The organism is Apibacter sp. HY039, from assembly GCF_004023655.1.
GTDB lineage: Bacteria > Bacteroidota > Bacteroidia > Flavobacteriales > Weeksellaceae > Apibacter > Apibacter raozihei.
In genome coordinates, this window is record NZ_SAYM01000001.1 from 65,492 (window position 1) to 89,681 (window position 24,190).

At 30.2% G+C, this 24,190-nt stretch carries 27 protein-coding genes; 7 read left to right on the forward strand and 20 right to left on the reverse strand.

The window, feature by feature from the left end:
* Positions 1 to 111: 111 nt before the first annotated feature.
* Complete coding sequence (locus EQ921_RS14700; protein ID WP_164875241.1) at positions 112 to 354, forward strand: hypothetical protein; 243 nt, start codon at positions 112 to 114, stop codon at positions 352 to 354.
* Between the two features lie 80 nt (positions 355 to 434).
* Here the strand turns inward: EQ921_RS14700 and hemB are convergent, their stop codons facing one another.
* The 3 genes from hemB to EQ921_RS00310 form a co-directional block, all read right to left on the reverse strand.
* On the reverse strand, positions 435 to 1,412 hold the full coding sequence (hemB, locus tag EQ921_RS00300) for a porphobilinogen synthase (protein WP_128330135.1): 978 nt from the start codon (positions 1,410 to 1,412) through the stop codon (positions 435 to 437).
* A 65-nt stretch (positions 1,413 to 1,477) separates the two neighbouring features.
* The gene (gldC, locus tag EQ921_RS00305) at positions 1,478 to 1,804 is read right to left on the reverse strand and encodes a gliding motility protein GldC (protein WP_128150012.1); all 327 of its coding nucleotides are present in this window, start codon (positions 1,802 to 1,804) and stop codon (positions 1,478 to 1,480) included.
* 23 nt (positions 1,805 to 1,827) lie between these two features.
* Entirely contained in the window at positions 1,828 to 2,826 is a 999-nt protein-coding gene (locus EQ921_RS00310; RefSeq protein ID WP_128330136.1) for a gliding motility protein GldB, read from the reverse strand.
* Positions 2,827 to 2,878: 52 nt separating this feature from the next.
* Between EQ921_RS00310 and nadE the strand changes: the two genes are divergently transcribed.
* Together nadE and EQ921_RS00320 are read left to right on the forward strand one after the other, a co-directional pair.
* Complete coding sequence (gene nadE / locus EQ921_RS00315) at positions 2,879 to 3,664, forward strand: NAD(+) synthase (RefSeq protein WP_128330137.1); 786 nt, start codon at positions 2,879 to 2,881, stop codon at positions 3,662 to 3,664.
* A gap of 110 nt (positions 3,665 to 3,774) precedes the next feature.
* Positions 3,775 to 4,518: a YebC/PmpR family DNA-binding transcriptional regulator gene (locus EQ921_RS00320; RefSeq protein ID WP_128150018.1), complete on the forward strand. Its 744-nt coding sequence runs from the start codon at positions 3,775 to 3,777 to the stop codon at positions 4,516 to 4,518.
* A gap of 48 nt (positions 4,519 to 4,566) precedes the next feature.
* Here the strand turns inward: EQ921_RS00320 and EQ921_RS00325 are convergent, their stop codons facing one another.
* A complete protein-coding gene (locus EQ921_RS00325) occupies positions 4,567 to 4,872 on the reverse strand; it encodes a DUF3817 domain-containing protein (RefSeq protein WP_255424401.1) in 306 nt (101 codons plus the stop codon).
* 105 nt (positions 4,873 to 4,977) lie between these two features.
* On the opposite strand from EQ921_RS00325, the gene EQ921_RS00330 reads away from it, so the two are divergent.
* Together EQ921_RS00330 and EQ921_RS00335 are read left to right on the forward strand one after the other, a co-directional pair.
* Complete coding sequence (locus tag EQ921_RS00330) at positions 4,978 to 5,832, forward strand: glycosyltransferase (RefSeq protein WP_128330139.1); 855 nt, start codon at positions 4,978 to 4,980, stop codon at positions 5,830 to 5,832.
* Between the two features lie 637 nt (positions 5,833 to 6,469).
* The gene (locus EQ921_RS00335; protein WP_128330140.1) at positions 6,470 to 7,129 is read left to right on the forward strand and encodes a YggS family pyridoxal phosphate-dependent enzyme; all 660 of its coding nucleotides are present in this window, start codon (positions 6,470 to 6,472) and stop codon (positions 7,127 to 7,129) included.
* On the opposite strand, the gene EQ921_RS00340 is transcribed toward EQ921_RS00335, so the two are convergent.
* Together EQ921_RS00340 and EQ921_RS00345 are read right to left on the reverse strand one after the other, a co-directional pair.
* On the reverse strand, positions 7,117 to 8,049 hold the full coding sequence (locus tag EQ921_RS00340; RefSeq protein ID WP_128330141.1) for a metallophosphoesterase: 933 nt from the start codon (positions 8,047 to 8,049) through the stop codon (positions 7,117 to 7,119). The genes EQ921_RS00335 and EQ921_RS00340 overlap by 13 nt on opposite strands.
* Positions 8,050 to 8,056: 7 nt before the next feature.
* Positions 8,057 to 8,812: a 5'-nucleotidase C-terminal domain-containing protein gene (locus EQ921_RS00345; RefSeq protein WP_128150043.1), complete on the reverse strand. Its 756-nt coding sequence runs from the start codon at positions 8,810 to 8,812 to the stop codon at positions 8,057 to 8,059.
* Positions 8,813 to 8,959: 147 nt separating this feature from the next.
* Between EQ921_RS00345 and EQ921_RS00350 the strand changes: the two genes are divergently transcribed.
* Positions 8,960 to 10,015 (forward strand): NAD-dependent epimerase, encoded by a 1,056-nt coding sequence (locus tag EQ921_RS00350; RefSeq protein WP_128330142.1) that lies wholly within the window; start codon positions 8,960 to 8,962, stop codon positions 10,013 to 10,015.
* Positions 10,016 to 10,034: 19 nt separating this feature from the next.
* Positions 10,035 to 11,339 carry a nucleotide sugar dehydrogenase gene (locus tag EQ921_RS00355; protein WP_128150047.1) on the forward strand — a complete coding sequence of 435 codons (1,305 nt, stop codon included), beginning with the start codon at positions 10,035 to 10,037 and terminating at the stop codon, positions 11,337 to 11,339.
* A 5-nt stretch (positions 11,340 to 11,344) separates the two neighbouring features.
* On the opposite strand, the gene EQ921_RS00360 is transcribed toward EQ921_RS00355, so the two are convergent.
* The 14 genes from EQ921_RS00360 to rfbB all read right to left on the reverse strand — a co-directional run bounded on the left by EQ921_RS00360 (position 11,345) and on the right by rfbB (position 24,182).
* Positions 11,345 to 12,235 (reverse strand): glycosyltransferase family 2 protein, encoded by an 891-nt coding sequence (locus EQ921_RS00360; RefSeq protein WP_128330143.1) that lies wholly within the window; start codon positions 12,233 to 12,235, stop codon positions 11,345 to 11,347.
* Positions 12,236 to 12,244: 9 nt separating this feature from the next.
* Positions 12,245 to 13,201 carry a glycosyltransferase gene (locus tag EQ921_RS00365; RefSeq protein WP_128330144.1) on the reverse strand — a complete coding sequence of 319 codons (957 nt, stop codon included), beginning with the start codon at positions 13,199 to 13,201 and terminating at the stop codon, positions 12,245 to 12,247.
* A gap of 3 nt (positions 13,202 to 13,204) precedes the next feature.
* Positions 13,205 to 14,062, reverse strand: coding sequence for a glycosyltransferase family A protein (locus EQ921_RS00370; protein WP_128330145.1), 858 nt, complete (start codon positions 14,060 to 14,062; stop codon positions 13,205 to 13,207).
* Positions 14,063 to 14,277: 215 nt separating this feature from the next.
* On the reverse strand, positions 14,278 to 14,469 hold the full coding sequence (locus EQ921_RS00375; RefSeq protein ID WP_128330146.1) for a hypothetical protein: 192 nt from the start codon (positions 14,467 to 14,469) through the stop codon (positions 14,278 to 14,280).
* A gap of 4 nt (positions 14,470 to 14,473) precedes the next feature.
* Positions 14,474 to 15,454, reverse strand: coding sequence for a 3-oxoacyl-ACP synthase III family protein (locus tag EQ921_RS00380; RefSeq protein ID WP_255424402.1), 981 nt, complete (start codon positions 15,452 to 15,454; stop codon positions 14,474 to 14,476).
* A 367-nt stretch (positions 15,455 to 15,821) separates the two neighbouring features.
* A complete protein-coding gene (locus EQ921_RS00385) occupies positions 15,822 to 16,730 on the reverse strand; it encodes a glycosyltransferase (RefSeq protein ID WP_128330148.1) in 909 nt (302 codons plus the stop codon).
* 3 nt (positions 16,731 to 16,733) lie between these two features.
* Positions 16,734 to 17,360, reverse strand: a complete 627-nt coding sequence (locus EQ921_RS00390; RefSeq protein WP_128330149.1) for an acetyltransferase — start codon at positions 17,358 to 17,360, stop codon at positions 16,734 to 16,736.
* 2 nt (positions 17,361 to 17,362) lie between these two features.
* A complete protein-coding gene (locus tag EQ921_RS00395) occupies positions 17,363 to 18,445 on the reverse strand; it encodes a DegT/DnrJ/EryC1/StrS aminotransferase family protein (RefSeq protein ID WP_128330150.1) in 1,083 nt (360 codons plus the stop codon).
* Positions 18,442 to 19,560: a glycosyltransferase gene (locus EQ921_RS00400; protein ID WP_164875554.1), complete on the reverse strand. Its 1,119-nt coding sequence runs from the start codon at positions 19,558 to 19,560 to the stop codon at positions 18,442 to 18,444. Before EQ921_RS00400 ends, EQ921_RS00395 begins: the two co-directional genes overlap by 4 nt.
* 19 nt (positions 19,561 to 19,579) lie before the next feature.
* Positions 19,580 to 20,836, reverse strand: coding sequence for an ABC transporter ATP-binding protein (locus EQ921_RS00405; protein ID WP_164875555.1), 1,257 nt, complete (start codon positions 20,834 to 20,836; stop codon positions 19,580 to 19,582).
* A gap of 19 nt (positions 20,837 to 20,855) precedes the next feature.
* Positions 20,856 to 21,722 (reverse strand): ABC transporter permease, encoded by an 867-nt coding sequence (locus EQ921_RS00410; RefSeq protein ID WP_128330152.1) that lies wholly within the window; start codon positions 21,720 to 21,722, stop codon positions 20,856 to 20,858.
* Between the two features lie 6 nt (positions 21,723 to 21,728).
* The gene (gene rfbA / locus EQ921_RS00415) at positions 21,729 to 22,598 is read right to left on the reverse strand and encodes a glucose-1-phosphate thymidylyltransferase RfbA (RefSeq protein ID WP_128330153.1); all 870 of its coding nucleotides are present in this window, start codon (positions 22,596 to 22,598) and stop codon (positions 21,729 to 21,731) included.
* Position 22,599: 1 nt separating this feature from the next.
* Positions 22,600 to 23,124, reverse strand: a complete 525-nt coding sequence (locus EQ921_RS00420; protein ID WP_128330154.1) for a hypothetical protein — start codon at positions 23,122 to 23,124, stop codon at positions 22,600 to 22,602.
* 11 nt (positions 23,125 to 23,135) lie between these two features.
* Positions 23,136 to 24,182 carry a dTDP-glucose 4,6-dehydratase gene (rfbB, locus tag EQ921_RS00425; RefSeq protein WP_128330155.1) on the reverse strand — a complete coding sequence of 349 codons (1,047 nt, stop codon included), beginning with the start codon at positions 24,180 to 24,182 and terminating at the stop codon, positions 23,136 to 23,138.
* Between the last annotated feature and the right edge of the window lie 8 nt (positions 24,183 to 24,190).

Below are 24,190 nucleotides of genomic sequence, written 5' to 3' on the forward strand. Positions count from 1 at the left end.
ATTAATATTTTATATGGCTGAGTTAAACTTCTGTTAATTGTATTAGTGAAATAATAAGTTGGAACAGATTATGCATAATACACATCAGAACTTTAAATTTTAAACCCCATCATGAAAACAAAATTTTTAACTTTAGCATTAGCTGCTATTTTCGGATTAGGAATCGCAAACGCACAAAACGTAAAAGGAGTTAAACAAGAAGCAAAAAAAGAAGCTACGTCTGTAAAAAAAGAAGGTAAAAAAGAAGCAAAAGCAGTAAAACACGAAACCAAGAAAGAAGCAAAAGACGTGAAAAAAGAAGGAACGAAAGAAGCAAAAGCAGCTAAAGCCACTTCCAAAAAAGCGGTAATGTAATAAGAACAAAAATTTATTATAAAAAAACCTCTTATTAAGTAAGAGGTTTTTTTATTTCTAATCTAAATATTTTACATTTTTTATTGATTCAGTAGGATTGCTGCTTCTTTGGCAAAATATGTTGAAATAAGACTTGCTCCAGCTCTTTTGATACATGTAAGACTTTCCAATATAATTTTATCATTATCCAGCCAACCATTTTGTACTGCTGCTTTTATCATTGCATATTCTCCACTCACCTGATATACAGCTACCGGAACGTCAACCAACTCGTGCAAACGAGAAACAATATCTAAGTAAGGCAATCCAGGTTTAACCATTACAATATCGGCTCCTTCTTCAATGTCGCGCAGGGCTTCATTAATAGCTTCCCTACTGTTTGCATAATCCATCTGGTATGTTTTTTTATCTCCAAACCCCGGAGCGCTATCCAAAGCATCCCTGAAAGGCCCGTAAAACGAACTCGCATATTTGGCCGCATAACTCATAATTCCAACATCAGAAAAACCATTTTGCTCCAGTGCCTCTCTTATAGCCAGTACCCTTCCATCCATCATATCGCTGGGAGCAATGAAATCCGCACCTGCTTCCGCATGGCTTAAACTCATTTTAACTAAGGCCTCTACCGTTTCATCATTCAATATTTTACCGTCTTCCACAATACCGTCATGTCCGTGGATTGAATACGGATCCAATGCTACATCCGGCATAACCACTATTTCCGGAACTGCATCTTTAATTGCTTTTATGGACTGCTGCATTAAGCCTTCTTTATTCCATGCTTCTTTTCCGGTATTATCTTTTAACGTATCGCTTACTTTTACATATAAATTAACCGCTTTAATGCCTAGGGACCATAATTCTTTAACTTCTTTTACCGTTTGATCTAATGAACGACGATATATGCCTGGCATAGATGGTATTTCTTCAACTACACCCTGACCTTCGGTAATAAACACGGGTAACATAAAATCATTGGTAGTTAGTACGGTTTCTTTAACAAGATCACGAAGTGACTGGTTCGCTCTTAATCTTCTATTCCTATTGTAAAGTATCATTAATTAAATTTTAGTATTATAAACTGTAAAACAGCTCTTATTTTAAAATATTGGCAATCTATATGTTACATTTTAATTCCGCTTCTATCTGCAAAATACTCAGCAAATCTTCTGATTTCATCTGCCACGTCTTCTTCATCCGTAGCTCTTTGATAAGAATCGCCAAGAGAAGCCAATACCTGATGAAAAAAACGTTTCATTTCATCTACCGGCATTTCTTTAGTCCAAAGATCAATACGCAAGGCTTCTTTTTTTTTATCATCCCAAACGGATAATAAAACCGAATTAGTCTCTGCTCCAATAATGCCTCCGTCGGGAGCTGCCCAAACTATTTTTTCAGGAATATGGTTTTCATCTAATTGTATGGAAAAATTAATTTCTGTTTCTTTCATCGTATTACTTTTGTGTATCTGATTTATTTTGGTTCCGGCTTGTATTTAGATTTAGCGAATATTTGATCGTGATTATTATTTTTAATAAAATCCTGTAAACTTATATCCGGATTTTCGTTTATATATTTTCTGGAAATCTGCCAGCCTACCCAGCTGCCAATCTGTCCGGGACTTTTTGAATCAGCTTCCGTATAAAATTTGGAAAACGGTGCTAATGTAAGGAATCGATCGGATAATGATATATCATCACTAAATACGTAATTTTCCTGAATGAAATAATTCCAGATTTCAAATTCATTATCTTCCGCCCATTTCATCTGTTCTTCGGTATATCCTATTTTAAACCGATCTTGTAACTTGGGTAAAAAAGCATCTTCAAGGACTAATTTTTTCCCCTGATAAATCATCTGGGATACGAAAGACTGGCTGGTCCATTCTTTAGGAACCCACGATTTTTCATCTATAATCGCACGCGCAACCTTGGGAGCAATAAAATTCTGATCCATAGTTACCTGAAGATATCTGTCAATTTTCATCATATCATAATATTTATTACCATATCCTAAAAAGCAATCTGCCGCAATAAACAGATAGTTCTGATTGGGAACGTAGGTTACCGGAGAAAGATGATCTGTAATGAATGATGAGTATAAATAAACTTTAGGAACTTCAAAATTTGGATAATAATATTTGATATGCCTGAATAAATTGCTAAGTTCCTCTTTTATTTTATCCTGGTTAACTTTGCTTTTTATTTCAGTATAAATATTTAATTCAGTAGTGTCTCTTCTTTGCTTTTCATATTCTTTGTCCGGGAAGTTTGAATCCAGATAAAAAGTGTATTTTTTCCGAAATTCGGAGATAGGAAATTCCAAATTATAAAAATCTTTGGAAATATCTGTAAAATCTAAATTTACACCGATACCACTTACATCAACATTCCATCTTTCATTTTTTGTATTCTCTTTTCGGGTACAACCTATCAACCCAATAATTACTAGTAAATATTTAATAATCTTCATTATCTTTACATTAAATTTTCTAGATATAAACTATAGACAAAGGTACAATATTATGCGAACAACAGAAGTAATTTCTCATATAGTTACATGGTTAAATGATTACATTACACAATCCAAAACCCAAGGTTTTGTAGTTGGTGTTTCCGGAGGAATTGATTCAGCAGTAGTTTCCACATTAGCAGCAAAAACAGAAAAACCTGTATTGCTGATTGAAATGCCAATACACCAGCCTGTAGAGCAGGTAACTCGTGCGCAGGAACATATGAAATTTCTTGCTGAAAATTTTCCAAATGTTTCTACGAAAAGAGTAGATTTAACTGAGTCTTTTGAAGTCTTGAAAAAAGAATTGAATGTAGATGAACTTCATAAAAACACTTATCTTGCGCTTGCTAATACTCGTTCCCGACTACGTATGACTACCTTATACTATTTTGCCGGATTACACGGATATCTCGTATGTGGTACAGGAAATAAAATTGAAGATTTTGGAGTTGGCTTTTTCACCAAATATGGAGACGGCGGCGTGGATATAAGTCCTATAGCTGATTTGCTTAAAAGTCAGGTTTACGAAATAGCTAAGGTTTTAGGAGTTTCTCAAGATATTCAAAAAGCTAAACCAACGGATGGGCTTTGGGGAGATGATCGCTCTGATGAGGATCAAATCGGAGCAACTTATCCTGAACTTGAATGGGCCATGAGTGTACATGCAAATCATTCTGCTGATGATTTTACAGGAAGACAAAAAGAAGTTTTTGATATTTATGACAGGCTTAACCGACTGGCACAGCATAAAATTAATCCTATTCCTGTTTGTAAAATTCCAGAAGAGTTACTTTAACGGATTTTGAAAACAGATAAACCCTTATCTATTTATTAAAAAATAGTTTTAGAGAAATATCACAATTATTTACAAATTACTATTTTTGCCACTAGAAATTAAAATCTAATATGGGACGCGCATTTGAATATCGAAAAGCTTCAAAATTAGCCAGATGGGATAAAATGGCTAAACAATTCAGCCGAATAGGAAAGGAAATTGCTATAGCAGTTAAAACCGGTGGTTCTAATCCGGAAGCTAATCCGGCATTACGTCGTTGTTTACTTAATGCGAAAGGGGTTAATATGCCTAAAGATAATGTTGAAAGGGCTATTAAAAAAGCTTCGGGAGCCGATGCTGAACAGTACGATGAAATAACTTACGAAGGTTATGGTCCTGGAGGTATTGCCATTTATCTTGAGTGTACTACCAACAATTCTACCCGTACTGTTGCTAATGTAAGGGCTATATTTAATAAGTTTGATGGTAACTTAGGCAAAAATGGTGAGTTGACTTTTATCTTTGACCGAAAGGGTATATTTACACTGGATAAATCTGCTATAACTCTGGATTGGGATGATTTTGAACTTGAAATGATTGACGCGGGAGCTGAAGAGGTTGAAGCTGATGAAGATGAAGTTATAATCACAAGTTCTTTCGAAGATTTCGGTTCTATGAACCATAAATTCGAAGAATTGAAAATAGAGCCTAAGAGTGCTGAGTTGCAGAGATTGCCAAATACTACGAAAGAATTACCTTTAGATCAGGCACAGGTCATCATGAAAATGCTTGAACGTTTTGAAGATGACGACGACGTTCAACATGTTTTTCACAATATGGAAATAACAGAGGAACTGCAAAATGCAATGAGTTAATTTTTCTAAATTAAAATAACTTTAGAGTTTATCATTTATTGGTAAACTCTATTTTTTTTGATTTCTATCGGGTTTAGCCAACGTTTTTTCCACCCATAAAGTGGCGAATGGAAAGAATGCTGACATAAGGGCAAAAACAAAATCTTCATCATCCCATTTATATATTTTTCGTACAAGAACAGCTAATATTAAATATGCTGTAAAGAAAATTCCATGAATAATTCCTGCAGGAATCATCAATATAGTATTATGAAAGGAATATTTTAACGGCATAGCAATAAAAAACAGTAATACACAGCTTACACATTCTGCATAACAAGCTATTTTAAATTTTTTTTCTATATGTAAATGCAAAATATTTTTTTTAGTTACAATACAAATGTAATCAAAAGTCTAATATTTTAATAAAAATATTGCTACATTTGTATGAAAATTCACTAAAGAATAATTATTATAAATATGTCAACTCAAAATCCTTTATTTTCAATTTTAGTCGCTCAGTATAATAACGGAATTTTTTTTAAGGATTTTTACGACTCTATCCTGTCTCAAACGTACAAAAATTGGGAAATGATTATTGTTGATGATGCTTCAACTGATAATTCTTTAGAAGTAATCAGCAAAATAATAAATGGAGATAAAAGAGTTTCTTTGTACAACAATTCAAAAAATCAAGGGTGTGGCTATACAAAAAGAAAATGCATTGAACTTGCAAAGGGTGATATTCTAGGGTTTGTAGACCCAGATGATAAAATTTCTGAAACGGCAATAGAAGATATGGTTCATACACATTTAGAAAACCCAAATTCTTCTATTATATATTCTTCTCATTATGATTGTGATGAAGCTTTTAATATTAAGTATAAAGCACAAAAACACTCTATAAAGCAAAGAGATCCCTTATTTTTTAATTTAGATGCAGTTATTTTTCATTTCTCAACATTTAAAAAAGTTTTTTATCTAAAAACGGATGGTATTGATCCTTATTTACAAAGAGCTGTAGATATGGATTTATATCTTAAATTATATGATGTTGGCGATGCTACTTTTCTTGACAAATTCCTTTATTATTACAGATGGCATGATAAAGGACTGGCTATAGCAGCAGGAAACAGAGATAAAGCCAGATTCTGGCACTGGTTATCAATTACCAACATTGCAAAAAAAAGGGGTGTAAAAAATATCGACACCTTATTTGTAGAGGATTTTACCAGAAAATATAAGTATGATAGTTTACTACAAATAGTAAATAAATCCAGATTCTTGAAAATTGGCAGATTTTTAGGTTTATTAAAAAACATTCCCACCATTTAAAAGTATATAAAAAGCACTTTCTGGTTCAGTAAAATAACTATTTATACTCCAATCATTATAAAATATTTAGAAATATTGAGGAGCTGAAAATTAAATATGATAGTATCAACTTGCTTCACAATACTATAGATATTTACCTGAATATAAACAGAAAAAACGTTTTTGTTTATAGATCATTTATATTAACCCATTTGGTTAAAAAATGAACGGACTAATACCCTGGCTCATTTCACTGGGAGAAACTTTTTTACAAAGTATATGCCTAACATTATACTAATCAATTATCCAATTAAGATACACATAATTAAAGACTTTTTACTTTGGGTAAAGAATGAAAAAAAATTCTTAGAAGCTAAATTGGACAATTTTTATTTTTGATTCTTTAAATAATTTTTATGGTAAACTTCAAGATGATTCGCAAATCTTGATATCATATCAGAATCAAAAATATAGTTCATAAAATAATCGCTGATAAAATTAAGTCACATGCCATGGTAGTTAATTAACTTCTGTTTATCTATCAAGACAATAAGCCTTAAACATTTGAATTGTTTTTTTTAAATATAATATTCTTGGCATTATCAGTTAATTTTATTTATATATGTTAAATTCTATACTTTTACTAAATTTGTAAACTATGAACTCAAATAAATCCTTGGAAACTATTTTAAAAAGTATCCCTGAAAATGTTAAATTAATTGCTGTATCTAAAACTCGTTCTGTAGAAGAAATACAAGCTATGTATGATGCAGGACAAAGGGATTTTGGAGAGAATAAAGTTCAAGAGCTTACTCAAAAATATCCTGTTTTACCTAAAGATATTTACTGGCATCAAATTGGGCATCTTCAAAAGAATAAAGTCAAATATATTGCACCTTTTATTGACTTAATACATTCTGTGGATAGTGAAGAATTACTTCAAACCATCAATAAAGAAGCAAAAAAAAATAGTCGTGTGATTTCTGTTCTCCTGCAAATTAAAATAGCTCAGGAAGAAACCAAGTATGGACTTTCTTTCGATGAGGCATTAAAGCTTTTAGTAGAGAAAGAATCAGGTAAATTTGAACATGTTAAAATTCGAGGTTGTATGGGAATGGCTTCGTTTACCGATAATATTAATCAGATTAAAGAAGAGTTTTCTTCTCTAAATAATTTCTATGTTTCCCATCAAAAAGAATTTGATTTAACAATTTTATCTATGGGAATGTCTGATGATTACCCTATCGCTATTGAATGTGGAAGCACAATGGTTCGAATCGGAAGCAAGCTATTTGGGCCCAGAGATTATACCCATTGATTATCAATAGGAATTGCCGTACTTGCAATTTCTTTAATCTTATTATTTTCAGTAAATAGATAATCAATTCGTCCAAGCAAAAGACCTGCCCATCCTACCTGATTTAGCAATACTTCTTTCCCTTCTTTATTGAGGTATTTTTCAGGTTCTTTAAAAAATGTGTGCGTATGTCCTCCTAATACCAAATCTATATTAGACGTTTCTTTACATAATTTGATATCGCAAACTTTATTAGGATCACCCGGATATTTATATCCAATATGAGATAAACATATAACTAAGTCGCATTTTTTCTCTTTTTTTAACATTCTTGCTCTATCCTGAGCTATTTCTATCGGATTATTATATTGGGTTTCCAAATAACAAGTGGGTGCCACAAGTCCTTCCAGTTCAACTCCTATACCAAACAATCCTACTTTAACGCCTCCTTTATCAATAATTTTAAAATCTTTAGTACATCCTTCTAAAATTGTATTAGTAAAATCATAATTGGAACATAAAAAATCAAATCCTGCATGTGGTAATTGGCTTTTAAAACCTTCCAATCCATTATCGAATTCATGATTTCCCATCGTAGAGGCTTCATATCCCATTTTTGTCATTAACTTAAATTCGAGCTCCCCTTTAAAAAAATTAAAATAAGGAGTCCCCTGAAATATATCTCCGGAATCGACCAGCAAAACATTTTCTTGCTCTTTCCTTATTTTGTCTATTAACGTTGCCCGACGTGCAAAACCTCCCTGACCTGGATTTTTAGTATATGTTGCAGGAAATGGCTCTATACGGCTATGTTGATCATTTGTATGTAATATGGTAATTTTCTTGTCCGATTTTAGTATATCAGATGCAAATGCAATGTTGGGAAGCGTTAATGCAGTTCCTGCAATTGCTGATGTTTTTATAAAGTCTCTTCTCTTCATGTTATAATTAATTTTGAAACTGTAACCTTATTTCATTACTATTCGGAAGTGTTTTATATGTACTCATTTCTTCGATAAGTGCATCTCTTAAAATAATTTTAGGAATAATTTTATGTTCAGATTTCGTAAAAAAATACATACGGTCTCCACCTGTCATTAAATAGTCATTAGTAGCAACCCAATACGTTTTATTTTTATCGAAAGGCTTTCCAGCAATTTCTGCTACTAAAGTTTGATTTTGATTATAGACTATTTTTATTCCTGCTAATGGATGACCTACTTTTTCTTTTTGAAGATACTCAAACATTTCCTGCATTAATATTCCATTCATTTGAACAAAAACCACTTCATTTTCGAAAGGAGCAACTTCAAATACAGAACCAACGGTAACTTCTCCTTTTGGAATTATGGTTCTCACCCCACCTAAATTTAATAAACAGAAATCTGGTAAGGAAAGATTATGCTTATTAGCATACTTCTTGGAATAATCTAATATTAAATCTGCAAGTAAATTTCCTTCATTACTGGAATAACCGGATTTTGTATAGTCTTCGTTTGCATAGGTTACGTGCTGACTCATAATAGAATCAATTTGATGCTTATATGGCTCAATTTTTCTGGCAAGTTCTTTATTTTCCTGTATCTCATCGTCAATAACTGAATTGAGATAGGTTTTATGAAACTCATGAGTAACCGACGTTTTGCAGCCGATTAAAAACAATGTGAAAAACGTATATAAACTTAGTTTTCTGATTACTTTCATAAATATTAGCTAAAGAGGTTTAAAATTTTTCAAAAATACTAATATTTTATATGCACTTTTCTTATTTTTTAAATAAAAACAAATGACTATAAAAGCTTATCTTTGTTATTCAATTTTTTCAACCTTAAATAATTCAAAGTATATTAAATGAAAATCCTTATAACAGGAATTGCCGGATTTATCGGATATCACCTTGCGTCTGTACTTTCTGAGAGGGGAGATGAAATAACAGGTCTTGATAATATTAATGATTATTACGATGTTTCAATTAAATTCGGAAGATTAAATAATCTTGGATTTACAGAGTCTGATTTAGCTTACAACTGTATCATTAGAAGTCATAAATATTCTAACTTATCGTTTATTAAACTAAATCTTGAAGACAAAAAAAATCTAGATCAATTATTTTCAAAAGAATCATTTGATAAAGTTATCAATCTTGCTGCTCAGGCTGGAGTACGATATTCTTTAGAAAATCCTCAGGCTTATATAGATTCTAACATCATAGGGTTTACAAATATTTTAGAATGTTGCAGGAATTACTCAATAAAACATCTAACTTATGCAAGCAGCTCGAGTGTTTATGGATTGAATGAAAAACAACCTTTTTCTACAAAGGATAATGTGGATCATCCTTTGAGCTTATATGCCGCAAGCAAAAAAAGTAACGAATTGATGGCTCATACCTATAGTCATTTATTTAATATACCTACTACAGGATTACGTTTTTTTACTGTTTACGGACCTTGGGGCAGGCCTGACATGGCCTTGTTTCTCTTTACTAAGGCTATATTAAATAACGAGCCCATTAGTGTATATAACTTCGGTAAAATGCAACGTGACTTTACATATATTTCGGACATTATAGAAGGTATAGTACAGGTTAATGATCACCCTCCATCCGGAAACAAAAACTGGGATCCTCAAAATCCAGATCCATCAAACTCTATTGCGCCTTATAAGTTATATAACATCGGAAATAGTAAACCTGTTGAATTATCCTATTTTATTGAAACTATAGAGAAGGAATTAGGGAAACGTGCTATCAAAAACCTTTTACCTTTACAGGCCGGTGATGTCCCATCTACTTTTGCTGATGTTAGTGATTTGATGGCTGATTTTAATTTTAAACCTGAGACTTCTGTTGAAACCGGGATAAAACATTTTATCGACTGGTATAAATCTTTTTATCAAATTACTTAATTTTTTGACACAATAATTTATGTTCTTAACTTCTCAATCATTGAAAATTTCTGTTATAGGCCTAGGATATGTAGGAATGCCTCTTGCTTTGGAATTTGCAAAAAAATATAAAGTCATTGGATTTGATTTATCTTCTGATAGAGTTACTCAATTAAGAAATTCTTTTGATCATACGTTAGAAGTTTCAAAAAGTGAAATTTCAGACGTTTTAGTAAAATCATCCGATTTTATTGAGTCTTCAAATGGTTTTTTTCCTACCAATCAAATTGACGATATAAAAGATTCTTTAGTTTATATAATTACTGTGCCCACCCCCGTGGATTCATCTAATCAGCCTGATTTAACTCCTTTGCTCATGGCTAGTACAACTGTAGGGAAGGTCATAAAAAAAGGAGATTTAGTCATTTACGAATCAACTACCTACCCAGGATGTACAGAAGAAGATTGCATTCCGGTTATAGAAAAAATATCCGGATTAAAATATAACATTGACTTTTTCGCTGGTTATTCTCCTGAAAGAATAAACCCTGGTGATAAGGTAAATACCCTTACTAAAATAAAAAAAGTAACTTCAGGTTCAACTTCAGAGACGGCTGATTTTGTAAATAAACTTTATGCTTCCATTATAAAAGCAGGTACTTTTAAGGCATCTAGTATAAAAGTGGCTGAAGCCGCTAAAGTAATAGAAAATTCTCAGAGAGATATAAATATTGCTTTCGTTAATGAACTTGCAAAAATATTTAATTTGATGGGAATTGACACTTCGGAAGTATTAGAAGCTGCTGGCACAAAATGGAATTTTCTTCCTTTCAAGCCGGGATTAGTAGGAGGCCATTGTATAGGTGTTGATCCTTACTATCTTGCACAAAAAGCTATGAAAATGGGTTACCATTCTGAAATTATCTTAGCTGGCAGACGTTTAAATGATTCAATGGCCTGCTATATTTCTTCTGAAGTTATCAAGTTAATGATAAAAAGAGATATTATTATTAATAACTCTTCGATTTTAGTTTTAGGATTTACTTTTAAAGAAAACTGTCCTGATGTAAGAAATACTAAGGTGATTGATATTGTAAAGAGCTTAAAAGAATATGATTTATCTGTAACTGTGTATGATCCGGTAGCAGATCCTAAAGCTGTAAAGCGTGAATACGGTATTGATATTCTTACCACCCTTCCTTTACAGGCTTTTGATACTATTATATTAGCGGTTCCTCACGACGACTTTAGAAACATAAATATCAAAGACTTATGTAAAGAAAAATCTTTAATTTATGATTGCAAATCTTTTTTAAATAAAGAAGTAGCCGATCATCGGTTATAATGAATTTAGTTATTTAGAAGTTTTCTCCTGATTGACAATAACCAAGGCAAAATGCCTCCGTATTTAAGATAATATTTGTTTAAATTTATTTCTATTGGAAGATTGTATTTTTTTGAAGTATTTTCGTAAAATCGTAAAAACTTAAAGAGTTCTTTTTTTGGAAAGTGCTTTTCATAATTCAAAAATATATCTTTATAAAATAAGCATGCTCCATATCCTTTAATATCTTGTTTGTCATTTTTGCCAGATATATTAAAATTCCCAGAATGAATGTAAAATGTTGCATCTTCTATAAAATATAAGTTACCAAAATCTGTGAATTGAAGCCAAGCCATATCATCACTAGGCCAAGCTAAAGGGTATTTTTTGAATTTATATTTTTTATATGCTGTATATCTGAAAATATTTTCGCTTATACTATTGCGAGATCTGCCATAAGTTCGGTCTATATAAAACTTAACTGTTGAATATATTTTGGGATGGCTTGTCCTGTAAGAATAAAATTTATTGTTATCGTCAACTAACTGTTGAGAATACTTTATTAGGTTTATATTTAAATCATCAACTTCTTTAAGATGATTATGAAAACTTTCTATAACATTATCTGATAAATAATCGTCATCTCCCAGAATCATAATCCATTCTTCTCCTTTTGTCTCATCAATCACTCTTTCCCATTGTTCTGCTAAATTTTTACCGCCCAAGTTAGTTGGATATTCAAAGTATTCGTATTGTCTATCAGACAAATATTCTTGAATCAAATCTTTAGGATCTTCAGGACTAGCATCGTTACCAATGTAAATGTTAAACCTTTGATCTGTTTGCTTTTTTAATGAATCTAAAGTTTGTGCAAAAAATTGTTTTTTATAATAGGGTATTACAATTGCTAACTTCATTTTATGTTCTTATTTAAGTAAAATATCTTTTATTGTCGTATTTAAAATTTTGTATTTATACCAGCGTAATAATATCCGTTTCTTTTTAAAAAAAGGAGTATTTTTAAAAAAATTTTTTTTAGCTTCTTTACTATTATTTTTTAGAATATAAACATACTTTGATAAACCAGGAATAAAACTTTCATAATTTTCTGCTCTGTTTAATGCTATCGATAGAAACTGTAATTCTATATACCAGTCGGTTATACCTGTAAAAAATTCTAAAATAGATTCTTTTTTGTTTATATCTACTTTGTTGTTATCAATTCCAATTTGTTGTCCTTTATGAAGTCTATAATAACCCAGAGTTTCCGGAATTGCTGATATACTATTTTTAATTGCTAATTTAATTGCTATTTGATAATCATGAATTAAGCCAGAATCTAACGGTAAAATATCATTTTTAACTTCTTTTTTGAAAGCTAATGCTGCACCCGTTACAACATTATTATATTTAAGTAGATATTCAACAAATTTACTGTTTAGTGAAATATTGTTAAAGACATTTTTAAATAATAATACATCCCAAATAGTCTGCTGTAGCTCACTATCTTCCTTCATTAGCTTTAAATCGTGAAAAAAAGCCTTGCATTGTGGTTTTTTTTGAAAGTGATTCAATACGGTTTCTATTTTGTAGGGAAACCAAATATCATCCTGATCTGACAGAAAAATGATATCTCCGTTGCATAAATTTATTGCCTTTTCAAAATTCTTAATTACTTTTAGATTCGTTAAGTTCTGAAATATATTTATTATGGAGGGATACCTACTTTGGAATTCTTCGATTATTGAAAGAGTCTGATCTGTTGATCCATCATCACAAATCACCACTTCATCTGGTTGAACTGTTTGAGACAAAATACTATCTAATTGTTCTCTTAGATAATTTTCTCCGTTGTAAGTGCATATCGCAACTGAAACTCTCACCTCTTATCCACTAATAAATTTATAAATTCGATGTAATATCTTATATAGAAAATTGTTTTCTATAAATTGAATTTTCTTTTGCAGTTTTAAATTTTTGTCTTTTAAGTGAATATTTTCATAATTTAACTGAATTATATTAGGTAATTTTTCGTTATTTAAGTACAATTCAGAGTGTTTTTTTATCATATATCTAAAACTATAATTTTTTTTGTATTCATCTTTGTTAATCTCCTGAATCATAGATCCGCTATCTTTCATTCTGTAATAAAAACCTAAATAGTCAAGTTTTGAAACTGTACCTTTTTCATTTTTTAATAAATTGATCCAAAATTCCCAATCTTCATATCCAAACTTCATGTTTGTGTCATACCCACCAACTTCTATAAAGTCTGATTTTTTAAAAAAAGATGAACAGAAAATCATATTTTCCAGTAAAAGATTAACAAAATTATATTGAGCTAAATTGTAATCATCATTTCTTGTTCCAAAAAATTTAGCCTTACAATATATTAAGCAAACATCCTGATCTTGTTTTATTTTGTTATTTGCTAATTCAAGATATTTATCAGCTATTTTATCATCAGCATCCAGAGGCAACACCCACTCTCCTCGAGCAAATTTAATTCCATAATTTCTGGCTGAACTTAAACCTCCATTTTGTTTTTTTAAATACTTAAATCTATCATCTTTCAGACACCATACATTTGCTATTTCTTGAGTATTATCTGGTGACCCATCATCAACAATTAAACATTCCCAATTACTAAATGTTTGATTTAAAACTGAATTTAAGGCTTCATCGAGATATTCTGCCTGATTATAACAGGGAACAATAATTGAAATAAATGGACTGTTAGTCATAGATTTTTACGATATAAAATCTTATTTTTAAAATTATAGATTTGATATGGAACTTTAAATTTTATAAAATAATAAAGTATATTTTTCTTTCCTTTATAATTTTTATACTCTTTGATAAGAGTGCTATCTACATTATTTTTTTTATATAATTTGACCATGTTTTTGGATATAATGAGCATAGTTACCATTTTTATTATGCTCAATATCTATCTCATTTAAATAGTTAGTCTTAGTACTTCTAAACTATTAGCCACAACTATTACCTCTTCAGCTTTAATGCAATTTTTAAAATTTGTTACTTCTTCTCCTAACAAATACCATCCGGAACGAAAAACTTTCATTAATCTTTCTTCTATTTCAGTTTGGTATTGCCAATTGGTTTTTTGCAGATCTAAAAATTTTATCATAATCTCAATTTTTATAGAGACATACTGCTCCCCATGAATAGCCTACACCAAAACCAGCTATAAGAATTTTTTCTTTGTGATTATTATTAGTTATTAAATTTTTCAAAGAAATAGGAATAGTAGATGATACTGTGTTTCCATAATCTTCCATATCAATAATAAATTTATTATCCGGGATTTTAATTAATTTTTTTAAATATTTTAGCATATATGTGTTTGCCTGATGAAACAAAAATTGATCAACAGAATCTAACGATTCGTCGTTTTTAGCCAAAGTACCAAAAATTAGGTCCGGAACTACTTTTGCAGTAAATTTAAAAATTTCTGGACCGTTCATAAACAGATAATCATCGCTAGGAAAGGTAGTATCACCTGTTTTATCATTTTGCATACCTCCATTTTTGATCATCAAATTTTCACACCCGCTTCCGTCACCTCCTAAAGAAAATTCACCGATTTCGTATTCTCCATTATCTGAAATTAATGTAGCTGTAGCAGCATCACCAAATATGCTTCTATTTCCTTTATCTAAAGGATGTATATGTTTAGAATACATTTCAGATGTAACTAAAACTACATTTTTAGCAACCTTAGAAATTATTAATCCTTTAGCTAAGGTCAAGCCATAAATATATCCGGAACATCCTTGATTAATATCTATTGCGCCACAAGAAGTCGGTAGCCCAGCTTTATTTTGTACAATACAAGCCGTAGCAGGTAAAAAATAATCGGGAGACTGAGTACAAATGATTAAATAGTCAATCTCTGACTTATTAATCTGAAATTCTGAGCAAAGATTTTGAATTGCTTCTATTGCCATATCAGAAACTTTCTGATCTTTACCTGCAATTCTTCTACTTTTAACTCCGATTTTAGAAATTATTTTGTCGTTGTTCCATTCAGGAAATAAATTCTCTATATCTTGGTTTGTAAATTTATTTTCAGGTAAATAATATGAAATATGTTTTATATATGCTTTCATCATATTATTATTTTATTATTTTATTATTTTTAAAATTACATTCAAGTAATATAAAATTTATTAAGTTTGAAAAGTTGTACATAATATACACAGTAATTTATATAGTTTACAAATTTAATCTTCTTATTTTATTAATCTAGACAATATTATATTTACATTACACTCCCCGTCTTTAAAAATTAAATTAAACTTTAAATTCAGACTTTAAAACAATAATTTCGAATTTTCATATGCATTAAATGATGATACATAATTAAATGCAATATAGGAGAAGATTTGATAAGTATTATTTATTATAGACTTAAAAATACCCCAAGATAATGATTTTTTTCATCATGATATAATTATTAAATAAGGTTTAATTTTTTTCCTAATATTTATTTTGGCGTAAATAGTATAAATATATTGTAAATGGCACTTTAAAGCCAACTAATTTAAAATTTTTGATAAATATTTTTATTGCATTAAGTAGTTTTTTATGTGTTATTGAATAGCGATAAATATTTAAACAATAGTTATTAATCAATGAAATATCTTGATTAGAATATTTCGGTTTAAAAAATTTCTTAATTCTTGTTATTTGTAAAATATGTTTTTCATCTAATTGAATATTAGTTAATCTTGACATAGCCCCAAGTTCATGAATACGATACATAGAATAGCATTCATTTGATACATATGCTTTAGAATTTGGAATTGAATACAATACATTTATATACAACATCCAATCTCCAAAATAGATTTTTTTGAAACAATCATCCTCTATTCTACAATTTTTAAACATTATGGTACATGTTATCAAATTATTTTTTGTGAAAAAATCAGTTATATTATACGTTTGTTTTTTATAATAATTACCTATTATACTTGCAGGTATTTTATTTTTTAGCTCCCTAGCATGAGAACTATGAATTGAATAATCTTCATTTTTTTCTAAAAAACTAACCTGTTTTTTTAGTTTAGAATTATCAATCCAATAATCATCTCCTTCACACAAAGCAATATATTTACCTTTTGCTTGTTTTAACGCCCAAGTAAAATTTGCCATAACACCTTTATTCTTTTGATGGCAAATAAAATTAATAGTAATATTTGAAGGAATAGTTTCATGTTTTATATAATCATCAACAATTTGTTTTGTATTATCGGGAGATTTATCATTTGCGATAATTAGCTCTATTTTTCCTTCATAATCTTGTTTTATAACCCCATTAATTGCGTCAATAATGTATTTTTCATGCCCATAGGTAATCATGATAGTACTAACTAAAGGATACATATTTTATTTATTTAAAATTCTTGATGGAACACCTACAGCAGTACAATTATCTGGTAAATTTTTTGTAATAACAGCACCTGCACCAGTAATTACATTATTTCCTATAGTTATGTCGGGAAGAACTATTGTACCTGAACCTAACTGGCAATTATTTCCAATTTTAGCTCTACCTAGTATCTTTACATCAGGAGAAATTTCTACAAAATCTCCAATTACAACATCATGAGTAATAATTGAATTATAATATATAATACTACCTTTACCAATAATTACGTCATTTGAAATTTTAACACCATCTAAAATATTTGCTCCTTCTCCTATTTCTACTCCATACGATCCTACTTTAGAATCTTTGCTAATTAAAGAAGTAATTTGCCCACCAATGCTTGTTAGCTTATCTGTGAATTTTTTTCTAAGAATTGGGTTACCTAATCCTAAAGCGAATCTATGATCAATATTTTTAAAATACTCTAAGGCTGCATCTGTACTTTTAAGAATCGGAAATTTACCATATAATATCTCATTATTTTTGTTTACATCATCAAAAAAAACAAGATTTTTTAATTCATTATTCTGATGGCAAATTTCTAATAATTCTTTGGCAAAACCTTTAGCGCCAACTATTAGCATAATTAATTATTTTGGATTCTTAACATAATTCTAGCTATCAGTTCAATCTCTTCAAAAGTAAGATCATAATATAAAGGAAGACATAAAATTCTTTTTGATATGTCTTCTGTGATTGGAAGCTCTATTTTTGGCAGATAGGGTAGTGATGAAGCTAAGCTTGGATAAAAATATCGCCTTGTGAAAATTTCTTGTTTATCTAGTTCTGATTTAATATTCAGAAGCAACATTTCACTTTCAAAAATTATTGGATAATATGCGTAATTATTGTTTGCATTGGGATGCCAAAGAGGTTTTACGGCTTTTAAATTTTTAAGCTTTTCACTATAAATTTCATCAAGAGCTTTCCTTTTGTTATGTATTTCTGAAATATATTTTAAATTTGCCAGCCCCATCGCAGCATGGAATTCGGAATTCTTCCCATTAATACCTAACTCTGAAAAAGAATCAAATCCCGAAATTCCAAAATTTCTGATAAGCGCTAATTTTTTTAACAACTCCGAATTTTTTGTGATTATTAATCCTCCCTCTATACTATGGTAAAGCTTAGTAGCATGGAGCGAACATGTAGAAATATCACCATACTCAAATATGGATTTCCCATTTACTTCTACTCCAAACGCATGAGCAGCATCATAAATCACTTTTAAGTTATGCTTCTTAGCAATAATATCTATAGCTTCTACATCACACGGATTTCCATATACATGTGTTGCTAAAATAGCACTTGTTTTATCCGTAATAGCTTCTTCTATTTTTTTAGGATCAATACATAAACTTTTTGAATCTATATCCACAAAAACAGGTGTACATGATTCCCATACTATTGTGCTTGTTGTAGCTACAAAAGAAAACGGAGTTGTAATAATTTCTCCTTTCAATTTAAGAGCTTTTACTGCCATTTGAAGAGCCACAGTACCATTTGTAACAAAAAGTAAATGTTTAAGTTTCAAATAATTCTTCAGTTCCATCTCAAGTTGGCTTGCTAAAGGCCCCATATTCGTAAGCCAATTTCTTTTCCAAATGGCATCTATATACTTCAAATACTCTTCCTTAGGAGGTAAAAAAGGTTGGGTTACATTAATCATAAATATTTTTCAAAAATTTTTAATCTTTCATTAAGTTGATTAGAGTTAGAATAAATCTCTCTACATTTTAATTGAATTTTTTGAGACATAAATTCAATTTTTTGTTCATTCTTTAATAAATTTTCTACAGTATTAACAATTTCCATAACGTTTGGTTTGACTACAATTAACTCTGATTCGCTAAATTGTGAATTTTGTTTTAGTTCGTCAGTTAAAATGGGAATTACCCCATTTAATGCCGCCTCCACTACCGCTCCTAAAGGAAATCCATCAAAAGAACCGTCGCTTAGCGTAAAGGGCCTGTTAGGTGATAATATAAAGTCTTGTTCCAGAAATATTTTAGATAATTCTTCATATTTTTTATATCCATAAAAAGTAAAACTATTTTTATACTGTTCTAATGGAATATCATGTTCTTCGTGTCCTCCTATTACATTAAAATGTACATTGTATTTTTTATCTAGCAAAACTTTAGCTACTTCGACAAATATATCATACCCCTTATCAAGTCCATTTTTCATATATCTTGCAGCACAAAAACAAAGGTTTAAGGTCATACTATTTTTATAAACTCTTAACCTCTGATTGTTAATGGAACTTTGAGGAATTATTCCTCCAAAAATATAGTATATTTTATCTTCAGGACAATTATAATTTTGTATTAAAAATTGTTTTGTAAATTCTTGTGTGACAATTACTCCCTTAAAATAGGGTGATTGTAATACAACTTTTAACTTTTCTAAAGCAATTTTATCTTTTATATTAAACCCTCCTCCAGGATATAAAGTAAATAAAAAATTTTTTTTGCTTTTCTCTAGGAAAGGTAAACACTCATAAATTATATTAAGAAAAACACAGTAAAACAATCGAGATTGGATATGTTGTATTTGGTTAACTGAACCTTTGTAAGTTTTTGCATAAACAGCCGGATATGCATTCTTTAAAAGCCTTAAGTCTTTAATATGATCTAAATCAGATTGATTGAATATATGATAATCTTTTGGATCTACAATAATTCTAGAATTTTTGTATTGAGAAAGTATAGCTATGAATTCAGCCATTCTAAATCCTGAAATAGGATTTGGAAAGATACTGTCATACATAAGTAAATCCACTTTTGATTTTTTTAAAAAATTAAACATTATCCCATTTCAATTTAGGTCTCACTACCCCATTCCAAGTACCAATATAATCACTTCTACCTTCTAATACATCTTTCAAATCAAGCTTAATAATTTTATCTAGCTCAGTAATGATTTTAAAATTTTCTCCCACAAGTAATACTGTGATAAAATATATGCCTGAATTTAATAGATCTTTGGGTATAATACATATTGACTTATGTATGCCTAACTCAAATTCAGGTCGATTAAGATTAGGGGAGGAGAGTACGTAGATATCATCTTCTGTAAAAATTGAAAAGGAAATATTCAGCTTTTGTAAATGTATATAATTCAAAAACTCAAATTCTAATTTTATATCCTCATTAATATTAAATTCATTGGAGAGACAGGAAGCCTTAATAGATAAAATTTTAGCTAATGAATTTCCTGGAGCATCATTTTCGTTCCATTTTATTTCCTTATCTCTGTTAATATTTTCTGTATTATAAAGTTTAATAGCGGCATCAATATTCCCTTCATAAGTAAGTCTTCCATTTTCTAAAAGAATTCCTTTTTGACATAATTTTTTTATAGACAACATGTTATGACTGACAAACAATACTGTCCTGCCCTGTCCTTTAGAAACATCATTCATCTTGCCTAAACATTTTTTCTGAAATTCTGCATCTCCTACGGCCAAGACTTCATCTACAATTAATATTTCAGACTCTAAGTACGCAGCTACAGCAAATGCTAGTCGTACGTACATTCCTGAAGAGTATCTTTTAACGGGTGTATCTATATATCGTTCACATCCTGAAAAATCAACAATTTCGTCAAATTTATTCCTTATTTCACGACGAGTCATTCCCAATATAGCTCCATTTAAAAAGATATTTTCTCGCCCAGTCATTTCTGGATTAAATCCTGTACCTACTTCTAATAATGAAGCTATTCTACCATTTATTTTAAAATCTCCGGTTGTTGGTTGCGTTACTTTACTAAGTAATTTTAACAAAGTCGATTTTCCTGCTCCGTTCCTCCCTATAATGCCTATTGCTTGCCCCTTTTCAATTTCAAAATTTATATCTTGTAGGGACCACACATAATCAGTATTTCCTTTTTGCGTTCTATCATTCACTTCCCCCACTTTTAAATAGGGATCTTCATTTCCTCTCAAGCTCGCCCACCACCTGTTTAAGTCGTGTACAACAGTTCCTGTACCCACCTGACCTAAACGATACTGTTTAGATATATTTTCAGCTTTAATCGCTAACATTTTACTCATATTAAATTTTTTAACAGGATTAAACCGTATCCATAAAACTTTTTTGTACTTTATTAAAAACTATTATACCAATAAAAAAAATCATAAAAATCAGAACTGTTGAGTATAATAACATGTTAATACTAAATTCCCCGACTCCTAAATATCCATATTTAAAGCATTCAAATATACCTGTTAATGGATTAATATCCATTAACCACTTATATTTTTTAGGAAATGAGGATATGGGTACTATAACTGGGGTTAGATACATATAAAGTGAAACCCCAAAGCCTAACAGCATGGATAAATCTTTATATTTAGTAGTCATTGATGAAAAGATCATTCCTCCCCCCATAGCAAATACGGCCATCAGTAAAATCAAATAAGGTGTAGCCAATATCCAAAGGTTAGGATGTATCTCTCCTTTTATATAGTAATAAGCTATAACAATAATAAAAAGGAAATATTGAACAAAAAATCTCATCAAGTTAGATAATACGATCGAAATTGGCATTACTAATCTAGGGAAATAAACTTTACCAAAAACCCCTGCATTATTTACAAATACATTAGATGTACTATTTAAAGATGTTGAAAAATAGTTCCATAAAGTTACTCCAGCTAAATAAAAAGCTAACATTGGAGCTCCATCTGTTGATAAACCTGCAACTCTTCCAAAAATAATGATATACATTAACGTAGTAAGAATGGGATTAACAAAAAACCATATAGGCCCCAAAACCGTTTGTTTAAATGATGTTATAAAATCTTTTTTTACGAGCATATAGACCAGATCACGGTATCTCCAAACCTCTTTTAAACTTAAATCAAATAAAGAATGTTTTGAAGATATTTCATCAGTCCAAACCTGCTCTTCTTTGTTGTTTTTTAATGTATTATCCATTAATTTTTAGTGTTTATGATAAGTAATATTTTTTAAATAGGAACCATATCCGCTTTTTCCATACTTATCAGCAATTTCATGTAATTTTTCTCTTGATATGAATCCCCTTTTAAAAGCAGTTTCTTCAATACAGCCTATTTTTATTCCTTGTCTTTTCTCAATTACCCGGATATATTCTGTTGCATCATGTAAAGAATCAAAAGTTCCAGTATCGAGCCAGGCCGTCCCTCTATCTAAAACTCCGACTTCTAAATCACCTTTTTCAAGATATTCTTTATTAACATCTGTAATTTCATATTCTCCTCTTTTCGAAGGCTGTAAATTTTTAGCAATTTTTACTACCTTGTTATCATAAAAATATAATCCGGGAACCGCATAGTTTGACTTAGGTATTTCTGGCTTTTCTTCAATAGAAATTGCTTTCATATTTTCATCAAATTCAACTACGCCATATCGTTCCGGATCGTTTACGTGATAAGCAAAAACCACTGCTCCATTTAATTGGGTTTTCTCTCTTAATAATTTCCCTAATCCAGAACCATAAAAAATATTATCTCCTAATATTAATGCGACAGAATCTTTCCCTATAAATTGTTCTCCTATAACAAATGCTTGAGCAAGACCATTAGGTTCATATTGTATTTCATAAGTAAGCTTACACCCTAAATCTGAACCATCTCCTAAAAGTTTCTTAAATCCTTCCTGATCATGTGGGGTGGTTATTATTAATATTTCTGTAATATCCGCATCAAGCAAAACAGACAAAGGATAATAAATCATGGGTTTATCATAAACAGGCATCAGCTGTTTACTAACAGCAATAGTTAATGGGTATAATCTTGTTCCCGAACCTCCGGCCAATATAATTCCTTTCATATTATTTTATAATAAATCCTTTAAATATTTTATTAAAATCAGATCTGTCCGATTTGTTTTTTAAATCAACGGCCTGAACAATCACTGTGTTTTTTTGAACTTCAAAAATATATATATCTCCATATACTTTTGCATTTTTAGTATCATCTGCTACATATGAACTAACTAAAACTTCAAACCCTGCTAATTTTGATTTGATTTTATCTTCGGTTACTTTAAAGTTGACTCTTTGATAATAAAATTTCAACTTATTGATTTGATCATTCATTGTTGAATCAAAAGAAAGTGGTTTTCTATAGATAGTAATTCCTATCGTATTTTCTATTTGATAATTCCCGACTTTATCTAACTCCAAATATCTTACTTCATTATTGATACTGTCTTGTTTTACACTCCATCCTATCGGTAATGTAAAAGCCAGATTTTCTTTTTCATACTTTTTTTCTTCAGGTATTTGCTCTTGTTTTTGAGAACAGGAACAAGCAATGAATAATATTGTAAAAAATAGTATTTGTATATTTTTCATTTCCTTTGAAATTATTGATATTGCTGTTGATAATATTTTTGATAAGCCCCACTGGTCACGTTCTCTAACCAGTCTTTATTAGCTAAATACCATTCAACGGTCTTATCCAGACCTTCTTCAAAAGTGACACTAGGCTTCCAGCCTAATTCCTCATTGATTTTTGTAGCATCTATGGCATAACGTAAATCATGCCCCGGGCGATCTTTTACAAACGTTATTAATTCAGCGCTCTCTCCGTTTTTCCGACCTAATTTTTCATCCATTAAATTACATAATAAATGAACCAAATCAATGTTTTTCCACTCGTTGAATCCTCCAACATTATAATTTTCTTGGTTTTTACCTTGATGAAAAACTAAATCAATAGCTATTGCATGATCTATAACATATAGCCAGTCTCTAGTATAATTTCCATCTCCATAAACCGGTAAAGGCTTTTTATTTATGATGTTATGAATCATTAAAGGAATTAATTTTTCAGGAAAATGGTTAGGTCCATAATTATTAGAGCAATTGGTAATAACGATAGGTAAACCATAGGTGTCTGAATAGGCTCTTACAAAATGATCTGATGATGCCTTGGATGCAGAATAAGGGGAATGCGGATCATACTTAGTTTCTTCAGTAAAAAACCCTTCATTACCTAAAGCTCCAAATACTTCGTCTGTTGAGATATGGTGAAACCTTTTTCCTTCAAAGGAGTTTTTCCAGCATTCTTTGGCTGCATGAAGTAAATTAACAGTTCCTATAATATTCGTTTTAACAAATTCCAACGGTGAAGTTATAGATCGATCTACATGAGATTCAGCAGCTAAATGTATAATTCCGTCAGGTTGAAATTCAGAAAATATTTTACTGATTTGTTGCTCATCTGTAATATCTGCTTTAACAAATGAATAATTTTGACAATCTTCAATATCTTTTAAATTTTCTAAATTCCCAGCATAGGATAAAGAATCCAAATTCAAAATCTGATATTCAGGATATTGATTTACAAACCTTCTAACTACATGTGACCCTATAAATCCTGCCCCTCCTGTTATTATAATTTTTTTCATTTTTTTCT

What these genes read in the sequence shown, in the direction of transcription:
- EQ921_RS00355 (WP_128150047.1), top strand. Translation starts at nt 10,035, where the DNA reads ATGTTCTTAACTTCTCAATCATTGAAAATTTCTGTTATAGGCCTAGGA.
- EQ921_RS00385 (WP_128330148.1), bottom strand. Translation starts at nt 16,730, where the DNA reads ATGTATCCTTTAGTTAGTACTATCATGATTACCTATGGGCATGAAAAA.
- EQ921_RS00410 (WP_128330152.1), bottom strand. Translation starts at nt 21,722, where the DNA reads ATGGATAATACATTAAAAAACAACAAAGAAGAGCAGGTTTGGACTGAT.
- EQ921_RS00330 (WP_128330139.1), top strand. Translation starts at nt 4,978, where the DNA reads ATGTCAACTCAAAATCCTTTATTTTCAATTTTAGTCGCTCAGTATAAT.
- EQ921_RS14700 (WP_164875241.1), top strand. Translation starts at nt 112, where the DNA reads ATGAAAACAAAATTTTTAACTTTAGCATTAGCTGCTATTTTCGGATTA.
- EQ921_RS00390 (WP_128330149.1), bottom strand. Translation starts at nt 17,360, where the DNA reads ATGCTAATAGTTGGCGCTAAAGGTTTTGCCAAAGAATTATTAGAAATT.
- EQ921_RS00370 (WP_128330145.1), bottom strand. Translation starts at nt 14,062, where the DNA reads ATGACTAACAGTCCATTTATTTCAATTATTGTTCCCTGTTATAATCAG.
- rfbA (WP_128330153.1), bottom strand. Translation starts at nt 22,598, where the DNA reads ATGAAAGGAATTATATTGGCCGGAGGTTCGGGAACAAGATTATACCCA.
- EQ921_RS00310 (WP_128330136.1), bottom strand. Translation starts at nt 2,826, where the DNA reads ATGAAGATTATTAAATATTTACTAGTAATTATTGGGTTGATAGGTTGT.
- nadE (WP_128330137.1), top strand. Translation starts at nt 2,879, where the DNA reads ATGCGAACAACAGAAGTAATTTCTCATATAGTTACATGGTTAAATGAT.
- EQ921_RS00420 (WP_128330154.1), bottom strand. Translation starts at nt 23,124, where the DNA reads ATGAAAAATATACAAATACTATTTTTTACAATATTATTCATTGCTTGT.
- EQ921_RS00320 (WP_128150018.1), top strand. Translation starts at nt 3,775, where the DNA reads ATGGGACGCGCATTTGAATATCGAAAAGCTTCAAAATTAGCCAGATGG.
- EQ921_RS00375 (WP_128330146.1), bottom strand. Translation starts at nt 14,469, where the DNA reads ATGATAAAATTTTTAGATCTGCAAAAAACCAATTGGCAATACCAAACT.
- EQ921_RS00350 (WP_128330142.1), top strand. Translation starts at nt 8,960, where the DNA reads ATGAAAATCCTTATAACAGGAATTGCCGGATTTATCGGATATCACCTT.
- EQ921_RS00395 (WP_128330150.1), bottom strand. Translation starts at nt 18,445, where the DNA reads ATGATTAATGTAACCCAACCTTTTTTACCTCCTAAGGAAGAGTATTTG.
- hemB (WP_128330135.1), bottom strand. Translation starts at nt 1,412, where the DNA reads ATGATACTTTACAATAGGAATAGAAGATTAAGAGCGAACCAGTCACTT.
- EQ921_RS00335 (WP_128330140.1), top strand. Translation starts at nt 6,470, where the DNA reads ATGAACTCAAATAAATCCTTGGAAACTATTTTAAAAAGTATCCCTGAA.
- EQ921_RS00345 (WP_128150043.1), bottom strand. Translation starts at nt 8,812, where the DNA reads ATGAAAGTAATCAGAAAACTAAGTTTATATACGTTTTTCACATTGTTT.
- EQ921_RS00360 (WP_128330143.1), bottom strand. Translation starts at nt 12,235, where the DNA reads ATGAAGTTAGCAATTGTAATACCCTATTATAAAAAACAATTTTTTGCA.
- EQ921_RS00380 (WP_255424402.1), bottom strand. Translation starts at nt 15,454, where the DNA reads ATGATGAAAGCATATATAAAACATATTTCATATTATTTACCTGAAAAT.
- EQ921_RS00340 (WP_128330141.1), bottom strand. Translation starts at nt 8,049, where the DNA reads ATGAAGAGAAGAGACTTTATAAAAACATCAGCAATTGCAGGAACTGCA.
- EQ921_RS00405 (WP_164875555.1), bottom strand. Translation starts at nt 20,836, where the DNA reads ATGAGTAAAATGTTAGCGATTAAAGCTGAAAATATATCTAAACAGTAT.
- gldC (WP_128150012.1), bottom strand. Translation starts at nt 1,804, where the DNA reads ATGAAAGAAACAGAAATTAATTTTTCCATACAATTAGATGAAAACCAT.
- rfbB (WP_128330155.1), bottom strand. Translation starts at nt 24,182, where the DNA reads ATGAAAAAAATTATAATAACAGGAGGGGCAGGATTTATAGGGTCACAT.